The sequence below is a fragment of the Kribbella steppae genome (assembly GCF_004342025.1).
In the GTDB taxonomy this organism is placed as follows: domain Bacteria; phylum Actinomycetota; class Actinomycetes; order Propionibacteriales; family Kribbellaceae; genus Kribbella; species Kribbella steppae.
The window spans coordinates 152,872-169,141 of record NZ_SLWN01000015.1 but is presented as its reverse complement, the minus strand read 5'-3'; the positions used below and the strand labels follow the sequence as shown (position 1 = coordinate 169,141).

The 16,270-nt window shown below is 67.2% G+C and carries 14 protein-coding genes; 13 read left to right on the top strand and 1 reads right to left on the bottom strand.

Translation table 11 applies throughout. The features are described 5' to 3' along the window. The first annotated feature begins 112 nt into the window (after nt 1-112). The 13 genes from atpB to EV652_RS35370 all read left to right on the top strand — a co-directional run bounded on the left by atpB (nt 113) and on the right by EV652_RS35370 (nt 13,002). Nucleotides 113-895 (top strand): F0F1 ATP synthase subunit A, encoded by a 783-nt coding sequence (gene atpB / locus EV652_RS35425; protein ID WP_132213698.1) that lies wholly within the window; start codon nt 113-115, stop codon nt 893-895. A gap of 82 nt (nt 896-977) precedes the next feature. After that, entirely contained in the window at nt 978-1,205 is a 228-nt protein-coding gene (gene atpE / locus EV652_RS35420; RefSeq protein WP_132213696.1) for an ATP synthase F0 subunit C, read from the top strand. 30 nt (nt 1,206-1,235) lie between these two features. Next, the gene (locus tag EV652_RS35415; RefSeq protein WP_132213694.1) at nt 1,236-1,805 is read left to right on the top strand and encodes a F0F1 ATP synthase subunit B; all 570 of its coding nucleotides are present in this window, start codon (nt 1,236-1,238) and stop codon (nt 1,803-1,805) included. Further along, entirely contained in the window at nt 1,805-2,602 is a 798-nt protein-coding gene (locus EV652_RS35410; protein ID WP_132213692.1) for a F0F1 ATP synthase subunit delta, read from the top strand. Before EV652_RS35415 ends, EV652_RS35410 begins: the two co-directional genes overlap by 1 nt. 87 nt (nt 2,603-2,689) lie before the next feature. Next, on the top strand, nt 2,690-4,330 hold the full coding sequence (atpA, locus tag EV652_RS35405) for a F0F1 ATP synthase subunit alpha (protein WP_132213690.1): 1,641 nt from the start codon (nt 2,690-2,692) through the stop codon (nt 4,328-4,330). Between the two features lie 6 nt (nt 4,331-4,336). Then, a complete protein-coding gene (locus EV652_RS35400) occupies nt 4,337-5,248 on the top strand; it encodes a F0F1 ATP synthase subunit gamma (RefSeq protein ID WP_132213688.1) in 912 nt (303 codons plus the stop codon). A 5-nt stretch (nt 5,249-5,253) separates the two neighbouring features. After that, on the top strand, nt 5,254-6,708 hold the full coding sequence (gene atpD / locus EV652_RS35395; protein WP_132213686.1) for a F0F1 ATP synthase subunit beta: 1,455 nt from the start codon (nt 5,254-5,256) through the stop codon (nt 6,706-6,708). Between the two features lies 1 nt (nt 6,709). Continuing rightward, nucleotides 6,710-7,114, top strand: coding sequence for a F0F1 ATP synthase subunit epsilon (locus tag EV652_RS35390; RefSeq protein ID WP_132213684.1), 405 nt, complete (start codon nt 6,710-6,712; stop codon nt 7,112-7,114). A 101-nt stretch (nt 7,115-7,215) separates the two neighbouring features. Beyond that, nucleotides 7,216-7,647 carry a DUF2550 domain-containing protein gene (locus EV652_RS35385; RefSeq protein WP_132213682.1) on the top strand — a complete coding sequence of 144 codons (432 nt, stop codon included), beginning with the start codon at nt 7,216-7,218 and terminating at the stop codon, nt 7,645-7,647. A 71-nt stretch (nt 7,648-7,718) separates the two neighbouring features. After that, nucleotides 7,719-8,741: a hypothetical protein gene (locus EV652_RS35380; RefSeq protein ID WP_132213680.1), complete on the top strand. Its 1,023-nt coding sequence runs from the start codon at nt 7,719-7,721 to the stop codon at nt 8,739-8,741. 87 nt (nt 8,742-8,828) lie between these two features. Further along, nucleotides 8,829-8,951, top strand: a complete 123-nt coding sequence (locus EV652_RS45910) for a hypothetical protein (protein ID WP_255512668.1) — start codon at nt 8,829-8,831, stop codon at nt 8,949-8,951. A gap of 75 nt (nt 8,952-9,026) precedes the next feature. Beyond that, complete coding sequence (locus tag EV652_RS35375) at nt 9,027-11,165, top strand: DUF6351 family protein (protein ID WP_132213678.1); 2,139 nt, start codon at nt 9,027-9,029, stop codon at nt 11,163-11,165. An 82-nt stretch (nt 11,166-11,247) separates the two neighbouring features. Next, nucleotides 11,248-13,002: a DUF222 domain-containing protein gene (locus tag EV652_RS35370; protein ID WP_132213676.1), complete on the top strand. Its 1,755-nt coding sequence runs from the start codon at nt 11,248-11,250 to the stop codon at nt 13,000-13,002. A 65-nt stretch (nt 13,003-13,067) separates the two neighbouring features. On the opposite strand, the gene EV652_RS35365 is transcribed toward EV652_RS35370, so the two are convergent. Continuing rightward, complete coding sequence (locus EV652_RS35365) at nt 13,068-16,244, bottom strand: glycoside hydrolase family 2 TIM barrel-domain containing protein (protein ID WP_132213674.1); 3,177 nt, start codon at nt 16,242-16,244, stop codon at nt 13,068-13,070. Between the last annotated feature and the right edge of the window lie 26 nt (nt 16,245-16,270).

Genomic DNA, 16,270 nt, shown 5'->3' with positions numbered 1-16,270 from the left:
CGGGGAACGGACTGACCCACACCGGGTCTGACGTTGTTGACCGCCATGCCCTGAGCCGCCCTGCCCTTTGCTACAAGGCGTCCGACTTGAGCACGACGCGAGAGGAGACCCGGTGATTGCCGGCGTTCCGACCGAGTTCCACCCGCCCGGTCCCGAAAGCTTCGACCTTCCGCCGATCATCGACGGCGTCGACTGGTTCACCAAGCCTGTGCTGGTGTCCGCGCTGTCGGTCGTGGTGATCATCTGGTTCTTCTGGGGTGCGTCCCGCAAGGCCGAGATCGTGCCGAGCAAGCTGCAGTTCGCCGGTGAGCTCGGCTACAACTTCGTCCGCAACTCGATCGCGCGCGACGCCATCGGCAGCGCCGAGCACATGAAGTACGTGCCGTACCTGTGCGGCCTGTTCTTCTTCATCCTGCTGAACAACGTCGCCGCGACGATCCCGCTGGTCCAGTTCCCGACCTTCAGCCACATCGGCTGGGCGTACGCCGCCGCGATCATGAGTTGGGTCATCTACAACGTGGTCGGGATCCGTAAGCACGGCGCCTGGGGCTACTTCAAGCACCAGACGATGCCGGCCGGTGTGCCGGTCTGGCTGATGCCGCTGATGATCCCGATCGAGTTCATCTCGAACATCCTGGTCCGGCCGGTCTCGCTGAGCCTGCGGTTGTTCGCCAACATGTTCGCCGGCCACATCCTGCTGCTGGTCTTCGTGCTCGGCGGCGAGTACCTGATCTTCGAGGCCGGCAGCATCCCGCTGGCCGGCGTCGGTGTCGTCACCATCTTGATGGGGTTCGCGATCGCCGGACTGGAACTGTTCGTCCAGTGCATCCAGGCCTACATCTTCGTCGTGCTGACCGCGCAGTACATCGGCAGCGCGATCGCCGAGGACCACTGATCCGCAGTACCGCAGTACCCAACAGACCCGTAGCAACGGAAACCCGGATAGTCGCTATCCGTACCGAAAGGAACACACTGCAATGACCGCACTCGAGATCTCCGGCAACATCGCAGTACTTGGCTACGGCCTCGCCGCGATCGGCCCGGGCGTCGGCGTCGGTCTGATTTTCGCAGCCGTGATCAACGGCACCGCGCGTCAGCCCGAGGCACAGAGCAAGCTGCAGTCGATCGCCTGGATCGGCTTCGGCGTGACCGAGGTTCTGGCGATCATCGGTATCGCTCTGGCCTTCGTCTTCCGTTCTGCCTGAGCTACTTCCTCTGACTGACAGGATTCAGACATGTTGACGATGGTGCTACCGCTGAGCGAGGCAGGCGAGAGCCCGAGCCCGTTGCTGCCGCACACGGCCGAGATCATCTTCGGCTTCGTCTTCCTGATCCTGCTGGCCATCGCTTTCGCCAAGGTCGTCGTCCCGAAGTTCGAGAAGGCGTACGCCGATCGGACCACGGCCATCGAAGGCGGGATGAACGAGGCCAAGCAGGCCCAGGCCGAGGCGAAGGCGGCACTGGAGAAGTACAACGCGCAGCTGGCGGAGGCACGCCAGGAGGCTGCGAAGATCCGTGAGGACGCGCGGGAGCAGGGTGCGCAGATCATCGCGGAGATGCGTGAGCAGGCGAATGCCGAGGCTGAGCGCATCGTGACGCACGCACGGACCCAGATCGACGCCGAGCGGGCCCAGGCGGTCGCCTCGCTGCGCAGCGAGGTCGGCCACATGGCCACCACCCTGGCCGGCCGGATCGTCGGCGAGTCGCTCGAGGACGAGGCGCGTCAGCGTCGAACCGTCGAGCGGTTCCTGGCCGATCTCGAGGCGTCGGAGTCCGCACGTCAGGCCGTCGGAACGGACGGCTGATGCGCGGCGCGTCGAGGGAGTCACTTGCCCGGGCCCAGGAGGTCCTGGCAGGTGTCACCGTCACCGAGGAGCTGGGCACCGAGCTGTTCGCGGTCGCCAAGCTGCTGGACGGCAGCGGCGCGCTCCGGCGCGCCCTGACCGATCCGGCCCGTCCGCAGGGTGCCCGCACGGGCCTGGTCCAGCAGCTGTTCGGCGGCAAGATCGCCGCGCAGACGCAGGAGATCCTGACCGCCGCCGTGGCCGGCCGCTGGGTCAGCGGCCGCGACCTTGGCGACGCGCTGGAGCAGTTGAGCGTCGAGGCCGACGTGGCGTACGCCGACTCACGGCGCAAGCTGGACGAGGTCGAGGACGAGTTGTTCCGGCTGGACCGGGTGGTCTCGGCCGAGCGGGCGCTGAGCGACAAGCTCAGTGACCGCAGCATCCCGGTCAAGCTGCGGCAGCAGCTGATCCACGGCCTGCTGCAGGGCAAGGCCGACGCGGTCACCGTGCGGCTGGTCGAGCGCGCGGTGGACGGCCGGGGGCGCAGCTTCGCGGCCTCGATGCGGGCCTACCAGGTCGCCGCGGCGGCCCGGCGCAACGCGAGCATCGCCACCGTGCGGGTCGCCACCGACCTGTCCGAGGCCGACCGCACCCGGTTGAGCGAGGCACTCGGCCGGCAGTACGGCCGGGACATCCAGCTGAACGTGATCGTCGACCCGAACGTCATCGGCGGCGTCCGGGTGGACATCGGCGACGAAGTGATCGACGGAACCATCGCGGCCAGGCTCGACGAAGCGCAACGGCGCATCGCGGGCTGACGGCTCTTAACGACATAAGCGGCGCTAAGGGTCGGGAAGCCTTTAGGGCCACAACAGGCCAGCAAGGTCAAGGAAGCAGGAAACACAATGGCTGAGCTCACGATCAGGCCGGAGGAGATCCGGGACGCCCTGGATCAGTTCGTCAACGAGTACCAACCGGAGCAGACGAGCCGGGAAGAGGTCGGTACGGTCGTCGACGCCGGTGACGGTATCGCGCACGTCGAGGGTCTGCCCTCGGCGATGACGAACGAGCTGCTCGAGTTCGAAGACGGCACCCAGGGCATCGCACTGAACCTCGACGTCCGCGACATCGGTGTCGTCGTCCTCGGTGAGTTCGACGGGATCGAGGAAGGCCAGCAGGTCCGCCGGACCGGGCAGGTCCTGTCGGTGCAGGTCGGCGAGGGCTATCTCGGCCGCGTCATCGACCCGATGGGCAAGCCGATCGACGGCCTGGGCGAGATCAAGGACCTCGAGGGCACCCGTGCGCTCGAGCTGCAGGCGGCCGGTGTGATGGACCGCCAAGAGGTCCGCGAGCCGCTGCAGACCGGGATCAAGGCGATCGACGGCATGATCCCGATCGGCCGCGGCCAGCGCCAGCTGATCATCGGCGACCGCAAGACCGGCAAGACCGCGATCGCGATCGACACGATCATCAACCAGAAGGCCAACTGGGACTCCGGCGACCCGAAGAAGCAGGTCCGCTGCATCTACGTCGCGATCGGCCAGAAGGGCTCGACCATCGCCGCCGTCCGCGGCGCGCTGGAAGAGGCCGGCGCGATGGAGTACACCACCATCGTCGCCTCCCCGGCGTCCGACCCGGCCGGCTTCAAGTACGTCGCGCCGTACACCGGTTCGGCCATCGGCCAGCACTGGATGTACCAGGGCAAGCACGTACTGATCGTCTTCGACGACCTGAGCAAGCAGGCCGAGGCGTACCGCGCGATGTCGCTGCTGCTGCGCCGCCCGCCGGGCCGCGAGGCGTACCCGGGTGACGTCTTCTACCTGCACAGCCGCCTGCTGGAGCGCTGCGCGAAGCTCTCCGACGAGCTCGGCGCCGGTTCGATGACCGGTCTGCCGATCATCGAGACCAAGGCGAACGACGTGTCGGCCTTCATCCCGACCAACGTCATCTCGATCACCGACGGCCAGATCTTCCTGCAGTCGGACCTGTTCAACGCCAACATCCGCCCCGCCATCGACGTCGGTATCTCGGTGTCCCGGGTCGGCGGCGCCGCGCAGGTCAAGGGCATGAAGAAGGTCTCCGGCTCGCTGAAGCTGGACCTGGCCCAGTTCCGCTCGATGGAGGCGTTCGCGATGTTCGCCTCCGACCTCGACGCCACCTCGCGTCGTCAGCTCGACCGTGGTCAGCGGCTGGTGGAGCTGCTCCGTCAGCCGCAGTACTCGCCGTACCCGGTGGAGGAGCAGACGGTCTCCATCTGGGCCGGTACGACGGGCAAGTTCGACGACGTCCCGACCAACGACGTACTCCGCTTCGAGCGTGACTTCCTCGACTACCTGCGGCGGGAGAGCAAGGTGCTCGACTCCGTCCGCGAGTCCGGCCAGTTCGACGACGACGCGGCCGCGGCCGTGACGGAGGCGCTGGACGCGTTCAAGCCGACCTTCCAGACCTCGGACGGCCAGCTGCTGGCCGCCAACGAGGCGCCGGCCGAGGCGATGGACGAAGAGGACGTCGAGCAGGAGCAGATCGTCCGGCAGAAGCGGGGCTGATCGACCGTGCCAGCCAGTCTGCGGGAGCTTCGCGAGCGTAAGGCCTCGGTCTCGACGATCAAGAAGCTCACCCGCGCGATGGAGCTCATCGCGGCGTCCCGGATCGTCAAGGCGCAGCAGCGCGCCCAGGCGGCCGGTCCGTACGCGCGTGAGCTCACCCGTGCCGTGTCGGCGGTGGCGACGTTCTCGAACGTCGACCACCCGCTGACCACCGAGAAGCCGAACCCGAAGCGGGCGGCGGTGCTGCTGATCACCTCCGACCGCGGCCAGGCCGGCGCCTACTCGTCCAACGTGATCCGCGAAGGTGAGCGGCTGAACACGTTGCTGCGCGAGGACGAGAAGCAGATCGTCCCCTACCTCAGCGGCCGCAAGGGCGTGGCGTACTACACCTTCCGGCAGCGGGAGATCGCCCAGTCGTGGACCGGCGACTCCGACAACCCGAGCTTCGCCCGGGCCCGGGAGATCGCCGACGCGCTGATCGAGGCCTTCCTGACCCCGACCGAGGAGGGCGGCGTGGACGAGATCCACATCGTCTTCACCCGGTTCGTGTCGATGCTGACCCAGCGCACGGACGTGATCCGGCTGTTGCCGCTGGAGGTCGTCGAGGGAACAGAGGCTCCGGCCGAGGACGACGTACTGCCGCTGTACGAGTTCGAGCCGTCCGCCGAGGACGTGCTGGACGCGCTGCTGCCGAAGTACGTGGCCAGCCGGATTCACTACTGCATGCTGCAGGCGGCGGCCTCCGAGCTGGCCAACCGGCAGCGCGCGATGAAGTCGGCGACGGACAACGCGCAGGATCTGATCGAGAAGCTGACCCGGGACCTGAACCAGGCCCGCCAGGCCCAAATTACCCAGGAAATCAGCGAGATCGTCGGTGGCGCCAGCGCGCTGGCCGACGCGACCGCCGGGAGCGAGTGAGAGAGATGACTGCCACGGTTACCGAGAAGAACAACGAGGCCGGCGCCGCAGGTGTCGGTCGCGTCGCCCGGGTGATCGGCCCGGTCGTCGACGTCGAGTTCGCGGCCGATGCGATGCCCGAGATGTACAACGCGCTCGAGGTGGACCTCACGCTCGGCGACGTTACCCAGACCATCACCCTCGAGGTGGCCCTGCACGTCGGTGACAACATCGTCCGGGCCATCTCGATGAAGCCGACCGACGGCCTGGTCCGCGGCGCCGAGGTGCGCGACACCGGCGCGGCGATCTCCGTCCCGGTCGGCGACGTCACCAAGGGCCGGGTCTGGAGCGTCACCGGCAAGTGCCTGAGCCAGGACGAGTCCGAGTTCGAGATCGCCGAGCGCTGGCCGATCCACCGCAAGGCGCCGGCCTTCGACCAGCTCGAGTCGAAGACCGAGATGCTGGAGACCGGCATCAAGGTGCTCGACCTGCTCACGCCGTACGTGCAGGGCGGCAAGATCGGCCTGTTCGGCGGTGCGGGTGTCGGCAAGACCGTCATGATCCAGGAGATGATCTACCGGATCGCCCACAACTTCGGTGGTACGTCGGTGTTCGCCGGCGTGGGCGAGCGGACCCGTGAGGGCAACGACCTCATCAACGAGATGGAAGAGGCCGGCGTCTTCAAGGACACCGCGCTGGTGTTCGGTCAGATGGACGAGCCGCCGGGCACGCGTCTTCGCGTCGCGCTGTCGGCGCTGACGATGGCGGAGTACTTCCGCGACGTCAAGGAGCAGGACGTGCTGCTCTTCATCGACAACATCTTCCGGTTCACCCAGGCCGGTTCCGAGGTCTCCACCCTGCTCGGCCGGATGCCGAGTGCGGTCGGTTACCAGCCGAACCTGGCCGACGAGATGGGTGTGCTGCAGGAGCGGATCACCTCGACCCGGGGTCACTCGATCACCTCGATGCAGGCGATCTACGTGCCCGCGGACGACTACACCGACCCGGCGCCGGCGACCACCTTCGCCCACCTCGACGCGACCACCGAGCTCTCCCGCGACATCGCGTCGCGTGGTCTGTACCCGGCCGTCGACCCGCTGACCTCCACGTCGCGGATCCTCGACCCGCAGTACATCGGCCAGGAGCACTACGACGTGGCCGTCCGGGTGAAGCAGATCCTGCAGAAGAACAAGGAACTGCAGGACATCATCGCGATCCTGGGTGTCGACGAGCTCTCCGAAGAGGACAAGATCACCGTCGCGCGGGCGCGCCGGATCGAGCAGTTCCTCTCCCAGAACACCTACATGGCGGAGAAGTTCACCAACATCGCGGGTTCCACCGTGCCGCTGAAGGACACCATCGAGTCATTCAAGAAGATCACCGAAGGCGAGTGCGACCACATCGCCGAGCAGGCGTTCTTCAACGTCGGTTCGCTCGAGGACGTCGAGCGCAAGTGGGCCGAGCTGCAGAAGGAAAACTGAGATGGCCGATGATTCTGCCAAGCACCTCGAGGTCGCGCTGGTCGCGGCCGAGCGGACGGTGTGGCAGGGCCAGGCCAAGATCGTGATCGCCCGGACCACGGACGGTGACGTCGGTATCCTGCCCGGACACGCGCCGCTGCTGGGCCTGCTGCAGGGTGGCACCGTGCAGGTGCGGACGACCGACGACGAGTACTTCGTCGCGGCCGCACCGGACGGCTTCATCTCGGTGGCGAACGACCGGGTCTCGATCCTGGCCGAGAACGCCGAGATGGGTCACGACATCGACCTGGAGGAGGCCCGCCGCGATCTCGAGCGGGCCCTGGCCACCGGTAGCGACACCGAGGGCGCCCAGGAAGACGTCCGGCTCGCCGAAGCAAGGGTGAGGGCCGCCGAGAAGGCGGACTGAACCCACCTGCCATAATTGAATATCGTCACTGACAGTACGGTTCTCCGGCGGTGCCCGGGGCAGTACCGGATATTGGGCACCGGAAATGGGGTCGGCAAGGTATGAGGGTAGTCCTCGATGTCGTCGGGGTCTGTCTGCTTGCCGCCGTACTGCTGATCGTTCTCTTCGCGTGCCGTCGTCGCTGGTTGTCCAGAGACGGCGGCACGTTCGATTGCAGCCTGCAGTTGGCGCAGAAGGACCACGGCCGCGGCTGGGCCCTCGGACTGGCCCGGTATGTCGGTGACGACCTGCAATGGTTTCGCGTCTTCAGCCTCGCCTGGTGGCCCAAACTCGTGGTCAACCGCCGCCAGCTCGAAAGCATCACCAGCCGTCGCCCGATGGGCAACGAGCCCCTGGTCACGTACGCCGGCCACGTCATCGTCGACGCCGAGCTCCGCGACCGCACGGTCCACTTCGCCATGACCGAAGAGGCCCTCACCGGCGTCCTGGCCTGGATGGAATCCGCCCCACCCAGCAGCCAGACCTATCACTGACATCTCAAGCCACTGACACGACCACCCAAGGTCCCCTAGGCTCACCTGGCGTGACCTGAGGGGGGTCTTGGATGAAGCATGGGAACAGAACGCCGGCGGGTGGACCGGCGACAGGACTGGCGCCGTTCGACCTGTGGGGGAGCAGAGCCTGGTGCAACCAGGAGGTTGTGGGCGAGAGCCATCATCTTCCGGAACTCCAGCGATTGTTCGGCCAGGTCAGTGGCCGGGAGCGTGAACTCGAGTGCTCCGCATTTCTGGTGCCGGAGCCCGAGAATCCGTTCGATCCCGCTGCGGTTGCTGTGCATATCGACGCGCGGATCGTCGGTCACCTGCCGAGGGAGATCGCGGGTGACTATCGCCAGTGTCTGAGTGAGTTGACGGCTCGCGGTCTGGCGACCCGGGTGCATGCCAGGGTGTGGGGCGGTCTGGAAACGGACTACGTGACCAATCGTGCCGGTCGTCTGGTCGAGAACGAACGATTCACTGCAAGCGTCACGATCGCGCTCGCGGAGCCTCATCTGTGTACGCCGGTCAACGCCCAACCCGTGGAGCCGCACCTGCTACTGCCGGACGGTGGCGCTGTTCAAATCAGCGGTGAGGATCAGTGCATGCCGGCCATCGAGCCGTTCCTTCGTCCGGAAGGCGAGGGCTTCGTGTACGCGACGCTGCACGAGTTCGCCGACACCGGCGCGCGGACAGCCAAGGACTTGGTCGAGGTGCGGATCGACGGCCTGCGCGTCGGTCAGTTGACCCCGAAGATGAGCGCTGACCTGCTGCCGGCGATCCGTCATCTCGACCAGCAAGGCCTGCTCGCCGCTGTCAAAGCCAAGATCAAAGGCAACCGACTCAAGGCCGAGATCACCATCCATGGTGCGAAGGCACACGAGTTGCCTGCTGATTGGCCAGCCGGCACCGTCGAGTCTCGCCCACCGGTCGCCAATGCGCCGATCCCGCCCCGGCCGACGCGGATTAGGTTCGCGCCCGCACCGGGCTGGCCGTCACCGCCGGAAGGCTGGGAACCGCCGTCCGGTTGGATGCCTGACCCAGCCTGGCCTCCCGCACCACCCGGCTGGCAGTTCTGGGTGATGGACTAAAGCCCTTTCGATGGGTCGTGCGCGGACTCCGGGCGGTGGATGTCGGCGGTCGGTGACACAGCGTCAGTACTGACGCTGAATCTGGGTATGTATGGGGACGTGAACCAGGTCGATGTCTACAGCGGGTACGGCTACCCGAACGTTGCCACCGGCACGGTTCTGGCCGCCTTCCGGGCCCTGCTGCCACGGTCGACCAGCTTCGGCTCGTGATCACGGACCCGTCCACCAACACAATCGATAGAGCTCGCGTCTACGAGGTCGCCGCCCACTGATCCAGGAGGACCCGTGAACCGCTTCCGACCAGGCCATCGCCTCGCCCGCGTGCTCGCGTGCCTGCTTGCCGTCGTCCTGCTGATGCCCGTCATCCCGGCCTCCGCCTCCGACGAGTTGCGGCTCGAGATCCTCTCCGGTCGTCCGGACACCGTGACCGGCGGCGACGCGCTCGTACGTGTCGCCGTACCGGCCGGAGTCCCGCTCGACCGGGTCCGGGTGATGCTGAACTCCGGCGACGTGACCTCGGCGTTCACCGCGCTCGGGCGGACCTTGACCGGCCTGGTCGGGAGCATGCGGTTGGGCGCCAATACCCTGCGAGCGTCGGCGCCCGGAGAACGCGAGGCGCGGCTTGAGGTGCGCAACTATCCACGGCAAGGCCCAGTGTTCTCCGGCCCGCACCAGCAACCGTTCATCTGCGAGACCGCGAAGTTCACCATCCCGGTGATCGGCGGAACCCTGGGCGACCCACTCGACGCCAATTGCACCGTCGCACCGCGGGTCGACTACGTCTACTGGACCACCGCGGGCCAGTGGGCCGCGTGGCCGGCCGGCGCCACGGCGTACCCGGCTGACCTCGCCCGCACCACCAACTCGCTCGGCATGAAGGTCCCATTCGTCGTACGGATGGAAACCGGCAGCGCCAACCGAGCCGTCGTCCAGACCAGCATGCTGCACGACCCGCTGAGTGAGCCGGCGCCTACGCCGGTGAGGCGATCGGCAGGCTGGAACCGCCGCGCGGTCTTCACTCTCGGCGGCGGCTGCGCGGGCGGCTGGTATCGCTCCGGCAGCACCACTGGCGGAGTCACGGACGCGTTCCTGCTCGGCCGCGGCTATGCGCTGATGTCGTCGTCGCTGAACGTCTTCGGCCAGAACTGCAACGACCTGACCGCCGCCGAGTCGGCGATGATGACGAAGGAACTGTTCGTCGAGCACTACGGCCAGCCTCTGCACACCGTCGGCTTCGGCTGCTCGGGCGGCTCGTACCAGGCCCATCAGATCACCGACAACTACCCGGGGATCTTCGACGGGATCATCGTGGGCTGTTCGTTCCCGGACGTCGGGTTCGGGACGGTCACGTTCATCAGCGACGCTTGGCTGCTCGACTCGTACTTCACGTCCCGCGCGAGCGTTCCGTGGACCCAGGAGCAGAAGCGTCAGGTGTCCGGCTTCGCGACGTACGCGACTCTGCCGAGTATGGCCGTCAGTGCTGGGCGCATCGATCCACGTCGGAACTGCGACATCATCCCGATCGCACAGAGATACGACCCGGTGAAGAACCCGCGCGGCGTCCGGTGCGATGTCTACGACCACACGATCAACGCGTACGGCGCTGACCCGGCGACCGGATTCGCCCGGCGGCCGTTGGACAACGTGGGCGTCCAGTATGGGCTCGGCGTACTGCGGTCCGGGAAGATCACGCCGGACCAGTTCCTCGACCTCAACGAGCGGGTCGGCGGGTTCGACGCTGATGCGAACCTGGTGCCGGCCCGGACAGTGGCCGATCCGCAGGCGTTGCGCGCGGCGTACCGGACCGGGCGGCTGACCAGTGGCGGAGGAGGGCTGGCCGACGTACCGATCATCGACTATCGCGCGTACTACGACGATCAGTCGTACGGCGATATCCACGTCAGGTACCACACGTTCTCGATGCGGGCGCGGCTGGAGAAGGCGAACGGGACGTCGGCGAATCACGTGAGCCTGCTGGAGGACGCGCAGTACGGCCTCTTCAGCACGGCGAGCCCGCTGCTGCAACACGCCATCGACTCGCTCGACGAATGGCTGACCGATCTCGCCGCCGACAACTCGTCCCGCCCACGCATCGACAAGCTCGTCGCCGCGCGTCCGTCTGCCCTGAAGGAAGGCTGCCGAGCGCCGGAAGGATTCGTTGCCCAACCCCTCGATCGCAACCCGTCCTCCCGCTGCGAACAGCTCTTCCCGTCCGCATCCTTCCCACGCGAGATCGCCGGCGCTGGGGTGGCCGCCGACGTGGTGAAGTGCCGCCTCCACGCGCCGCTCCGCAGTGACTACACCGACTTCACCGACGTCCAATGGAGCCGCCTGCTCAGCATCTTCCCGACGGGCGTCTGCGACTACTCCAAGCCGGGCATCGCCCAGCAACCCTTGGCAGGCACCTGGCTGCACTTCAACTGACATCAGATCGCCTCTCTGGGTCGGCTTTCCCTTGTGGGTAAGGGATTTGAAGGTTGCTGACTCTGTGCGTACATTAGAACACATGTTCGACGGAGATCTGACACCGCTCTCGACGGCCGACCTGCTGGAGTCGGCCGCCGAGCACCGTGCCGAGGCCAATCGGGCCGACGCCCGGCTCCTCGAACACGCCCAGATCTACGCCGACCGCCACCACCCTGATCTGTGCCCGGTCCGTCCGGGTTGCCGTGCCAGTGACGGCCGCGAACGTGCCGTGGTGCTGGGCGGTGAGGGCTGCCCGGAGGTCGCGGAGTTCGCCGTGGCCGAGTTCGGTGTGATGCTCGGCATCTCGCCGAAGGTGGCGGCCGACTACATCGGGACTGCGTTGGCGTTGCGGCACCGCTTCCCGTTCACCTGGGCCCGCGTCCTGGCTGGTGAGGCGACGCCGTGGAAGGCCTGCCGGATCGTCGCGGAGTGTTCGAAGCTCTCCGAGCAGGCGGCCCGGGTCGTCGACAAGCGGGTCGCGGGCATCGTGGACTCGATCACGCCGTACCGGCTGGACAAGATCGTGAAGGCCGCGAAGTTCCACGCCGACCCCGAGAGGGCTCGAGCCGAGGCCGACGAGAAGTCCCGTGAGCGCGGCGTATTCGTCGGCCGCTCCAACGAGCACGGCACAAAGACTATGTACATCAAGGCGCCATCAGGTGCCGTGATCCGGCACGACGCCACCATCGCCGGAATCGCCGACGCATTGAAGACCTTCGGCGACACCCGCCCGGTCCAAGCCCGGCGCGCCGACGCGGTCGGCATCATCGCCGACCCCCGCTACACGGAAGAACTCCTTCACCAGGCCCGCCAACACCGCCTCAACCACCCCACCCCGCCCGCCACGCGCACGGACTCCACCACCGCCCCCAGCACTGCTCACAGCCCCGCCCAGGACACCGGCACCGCCCACGGCTCCGCCCGTAGCACCGGCACCGGCGACGGCGCCGATCGGAGCGTGCTCGCCGACGACTGTCGTGGCGGCATCGACCACGACAGCGGCTCGGGCGAGGAGGGACTGCTGGCTGACGACTGGACGAGTGACTGGGGTGAGCCTGGTCCGGACGACGAGGCCGACCGCGACGCACCTCACCCCAGCGCCGGCGATCTACCTGATCCGCTCGACGTACCGTTCACAGAGCCGGTCGAGCCCTTCGACCCCCGCCTGCATGTCGAGCCCGACGACGGCGAGCCGCTCGACGCCGCAGCCCAACGCGCGCTCAATGCGTGCCTCGCCCAGATCAGGCGCCAGGCGCACACCAACCCGAGCGGACGGCTGCGCCCTGGGCAGACCGAGATCTACGTTCACCTCACCGACCACACCCTCGCGAGCGGCACCGGCGTACTCCGCGCTGAAGGCATCGGCCCGCTGCTCGCCACCCAGCTCAGCGAACTCGTCGGCCACGGTCCCTACACCGTCAAGCCCGTCATCGACCTCAACGACGCCATCAGCGTCGACGCCTACGAGATCCCTGACCGCATCCGCGAACGCATCAAGCTCGCCCATCCCGTGGAGCTCTTCCCCTACGGCAACCGCGAAACCAGTCCCACCATCGACCTGGACCACATCCAGCCCTACGACCCCCTCGGTCCACCAGGCCAAACCAGCACAGCAAATCTCGCACCCCTGGGCCGCTTCAGCCACCGGGTGAAGACGCACGGCCGCGGCTGGAACGTCCGGCGCGTGGATCGCAAGACCGTGGAATGGAGCACGCCCCACGGCTTCACCTTCCACGTCACCCCAACCGGTACCCACCGAGTCCAGCCACCGCGCAGGGCGCCCGACTCGAACTGAACCGATCGCGGCCCGGTCGTGGACTCGGATGACAGGTTGGTCGGACGACTGGCTTACCTTCCGGTTCAGCTGATGCTGAACCGGAAGCGGTGAGCCTGGGGTTGCAGATCGTATGGCGGGAGGATCGGCGCGCCGCTCGTCGGACTGCCGAGGCCGTGCTGCAGAGCATCCAGGGTGACCCAGACACGGTCGCCGGGTACCAGGTCCTCCAGGTGCCCGGCAGCCGCAAGCTCGGCCGTTGTCCACCTGCGGGCTGCGAAGGATAGGTGCGGCTCACCGCTCAGCCTGAGCTTGCCGGCAGTCCCCGACAACTCAGCCCACCGAACATCGCCCCGAGCGCCGTTCTCCTGCGGGAACAGGTACGGAACCTGAAAATCGTCGATGGTGGACGTGTACCGCCCGACGCGAGCTGCCGCCCGGGAGTCCGGATAAGCCTGCCCCGGCCCAAGCCCGAACCACGTGAGCTGCTGAAAGCCCGCAGGCAGCCCGAGCGTCACCCCGACCCGAGCCCACGGCACCGTCCAGTGCCCGACCGGCTCCACCTCCACGTCCGTGGTCAGCCTCTCCCCATCCGAGGTCCACCGGTACGTCGTCAGCACCCGAGCGTCCGTCGCGGCCGCCCCAACCATCGTCACCACCACCAGCTCGTCACCGTCCAGCTCCACCGAGACGGTCCGGTACCGCAGCCGATGCAACCCGGCATTCGCCCAGCGGGACTTGCGGTCCAACGTCGTCGCATCCCAAGTCCGAGCATCGTGCTGGGTCGGCGCCCGCCAGAGTTCCAAAGGCACGTGCTCGACATCCCACGCATCCACCCGGATCAACCGCCCACTCCGCTCACAGAACTGCCCAGCGCCGAGCCGGATCGCGCCGCCGCCGATCCGTTCCGGCCGGCTAGCGGCAGGCAGGGGAGGAGGAGACGAGGCCGCAGCACTTGCGGGCGGCGCACCTCCGGCCGTGACCCCAGCCGGCGCGCCTTCGGCTGGTGTGCGTCGGGTCGTGCCGCCAACCGATGTGCCTTCGGCTGGCTGGGTGGGGTTGGTGGGCTTGAGCTGGGTCTGGGTGGGGGCGAATTGGTTGCCGTCCGCCGCGGGGCTCCCGAGCGGTGTGCCTTCGGGCGTGTGCCTAGCCGGTGCGGCTTCGGTGGTGACGCCGACCTGCGTGGCTTTGGCCGCGACACTCGCCACCGGTGTGCGTTCGACTGCGAGGTTTCTGGGCGGGTTGCCCTCGGCTGGCTGGGTGGGTTTGAGCTGGGTCTGGGTGAAGGCGATTTCGTGGCCTGCCTTTGCCCACGGGGTGTCGGCGCTTAGTACTACCCGGACCGTCAGCCAGCGCTCGCGGTTTTGGGCCGGGGCGGGGAAGTCCGGCAGCTTGACGGTTGCTTCGGCGCCGGCCGCGATCACCGGCATGTCCAGGGAGCCCTGGGCGACGAGGATGCCTTCGTCCTCCAACTCCCAGAGCAAGGACAGGTGAGTTGTGTCGAGAACGTCGTATTTGTTGGTGATGTGGAGGACGTCAGGAGGCAGCTTCAGGTGGATTGGTTCGAAGGCCTTGCGGACTTCCAGGAGGACTGGTTGTGGGGTGAGGTCGGGGAAGACGAGGCCGTCCAACACATAAGTGCCGTCGTGGAGTTCTTCGCCGAAGTCGCCGCCGTACGCGTAGGTGCCGTCGGGGCGGAGGATGCCGTGCTCCATCCACTCCCACAGGAAGCCGCCCTGGCAGCGTTCGTACCGATGGAAGAGCCCTTCGTATTCCGCGATGCCACCCGGACCGTTGCCCCCGGCATGTGAATACTCGCAGAGCATGAACGGCATCGCCCGCCGCCGCGCGTCCAACTGAGGATCGTCCAGCGGCTTCTCGGCCCGCTTCCCGATCGCCTCCACCTCGGCGTGCGAGGCGTACATCCGGCTGTACACATCCACGTCCGCACAGCTCAGGTCGCCCTCGTAATGCACCGGCCGCGACGGATCACGACGACGCGTCCAGGACGCCATCGCCGACAGATTCCGCCCGACCCCAGCCTCGTTGCCGAGCGACCACATGATCACCGACGCATGGTTCTTGTCCCGCTCCACCAACCGACGCATCCGATCCAGCGACGCGGCCTCAAAGGTTGGGTCATCAGCCGGATTCCCACGCCATTCCAGCAGGAAGAACCCGTGCGTCTCGTAGTCGCACTCGTCCATCACCCAGAACCCGAGCTCGTCGCACAACTCCAGCAGCCGCGAGTCCGGCGGGTAATGACTGGTCCGGATCGCGTTGATGTTGTGCTGCTTCATCACCAGCAGCTCCTGCCGCAGCCGGTACTCCGGTACGACGCGACCGAGCACGGGATCGTGCTCGTGCCGATTGACCCCGTGGAACAGCACCCGCCGCCCGTTGACCGTCAGTACGCCGTCCACGATCGCCACCGTCCGGAACCCGATCCGCAGCGACACGGTCTCACCGGGAGTTTCCACGACGGCGTCGTACAACCGCGGCACCTCCGCAGACCACGGTTCAACGGATGGGATCGTCACCGTCTCGCCAACGCCGGCCGAGACACCTAGAGAAGGAACCCGCACGACCGCGCCGGCTGCAGCAGCAGACTCCACCAGCAACGTGCCGGCGCCGGTCACATGGTCGTAGTCCGCGTGGACGAACACATCAGCCAAACCATCGGCCGGTCGAGCGAGCAGCGTGACATCGCGGAAGATCCCCGGCAGCCACCACATGTCCTGGTCCTCGAGATAGCTCCCCGACGACCACTGATGCACCCGCACCGCCAGCACGTTCCGCCCAGGCCGCAGCACAGCCGACACGTCGAACTCACTCGGTAGCCGGCTCCCACGCGTCACCCCGAGCTCCACGCCGTTCAGCCACACCCGCGCACACGAGTCGACCCCGTCGAAGCGCAGTACCGAAGGCCCCTCCCACCCTGTCGGCACCGAGAACACAAGTCGATGGTCGCCGGTTGGGTTCTCGGAGGGGACGTACGGCGGATCGACCGGGAACGGATACGGCTGGTTCGTGTACGACGGCCGCCCGAAGCCATGCATCGGCCAGCTCGACGGCACCGGGATGACCGGCCACTCGGAGTCGTCGAAGTCCTCCCGTTCAAACCCTTGAGCGGCCTCGTCCACCGATTCCGCGAAGTGGAACCGCCAGGTCCCGTTCAGGCTGATCGAGGGTGCGTCGGAGCGGACCGCCGCGCGCGGCGGCAGGACGCCGTACCCGGGTCCGGGGTCTTCGTAGTACGTCATCTCTTCCTTCTTATGCGGTTAGCATG

Bases quoted from the DNA above. Each gene is read 5' to 3' on its own strand.
- atpE (WP_132213696.1), top strand. From the start codon at position 978: ATGACCGCACTCGAGATCTCCGGCAACATCGCAGTACTTGGCTACGGC.
- EV652_RS35415 (WP_132213694.1), top strand. From the start codon at position 1,236: ATGTTGACGATGGTGCTACCGCTGAGCGAGGCAGGCGAGAGCCCGAGC.
- EV652_RS35410 (WP_132213692.1), top strand. From the start codon at position 1,805: ATGCGCGGCGCGTCGAGGGAGTCACTTGCCCGGGCCCAGGAGGTCCTG.
- atpA (WP_132213690.1), top strand. From the start codon at position 2,690: ATGGCTGAGCTCACGATCAGGCCGGAGGAGATCCGGGACGCCCTGGAT.
- atpD (WP_132213686.1), top strand. From the start codon at position 5,254: ATGACTGCCACGGTTACCGAGAAGAACAACGAGGCCGGCGCCGCAGGT.
- EV652_RS35390 (WP_132213684.1), top strand. From the start codon at position 6,710: ATGGCCGATGATTCTGCCAAGCACCTCGAGGTCGCGCTGGTCGCGGCC.
- EV652_RS35385 (WP_132213682.1), top strand. From the start codon at position 7,216: ATGAGGGTAGTCCTCGATGTCGTCGGGGTCTGTCTGCTTGCCGCCGTA.
- EV652_RS35380 (WP_132213680.1), top strand. From the start codon at position 7,719: ATGAAGCATGGGAACAGAACGCCGGCGGGTGGACCGGCGACAGGACTG.
- EV652_RS45910 (WP_255512668.1), top strand. From the start codon at position 8,829: ATGTATGGGGACGTGAACCAGGTCGATGTCTACAGCGGGTACGGCTAC.
- EV652_RS35370 (WP_132213676.1), top strand. From the start codon at position 11,248: ATGTTCGACGGAGATCTGACACCGCTCTCGACGGCCGACCTGCTGGAG.
- EV652_RS35365 (WP_132213674.1), bottom strand. From the start codon at position 16,244: ATGACGTACTACGAAGACCCCGGACCCGGGTACGGCGTCCTGCCGCCG.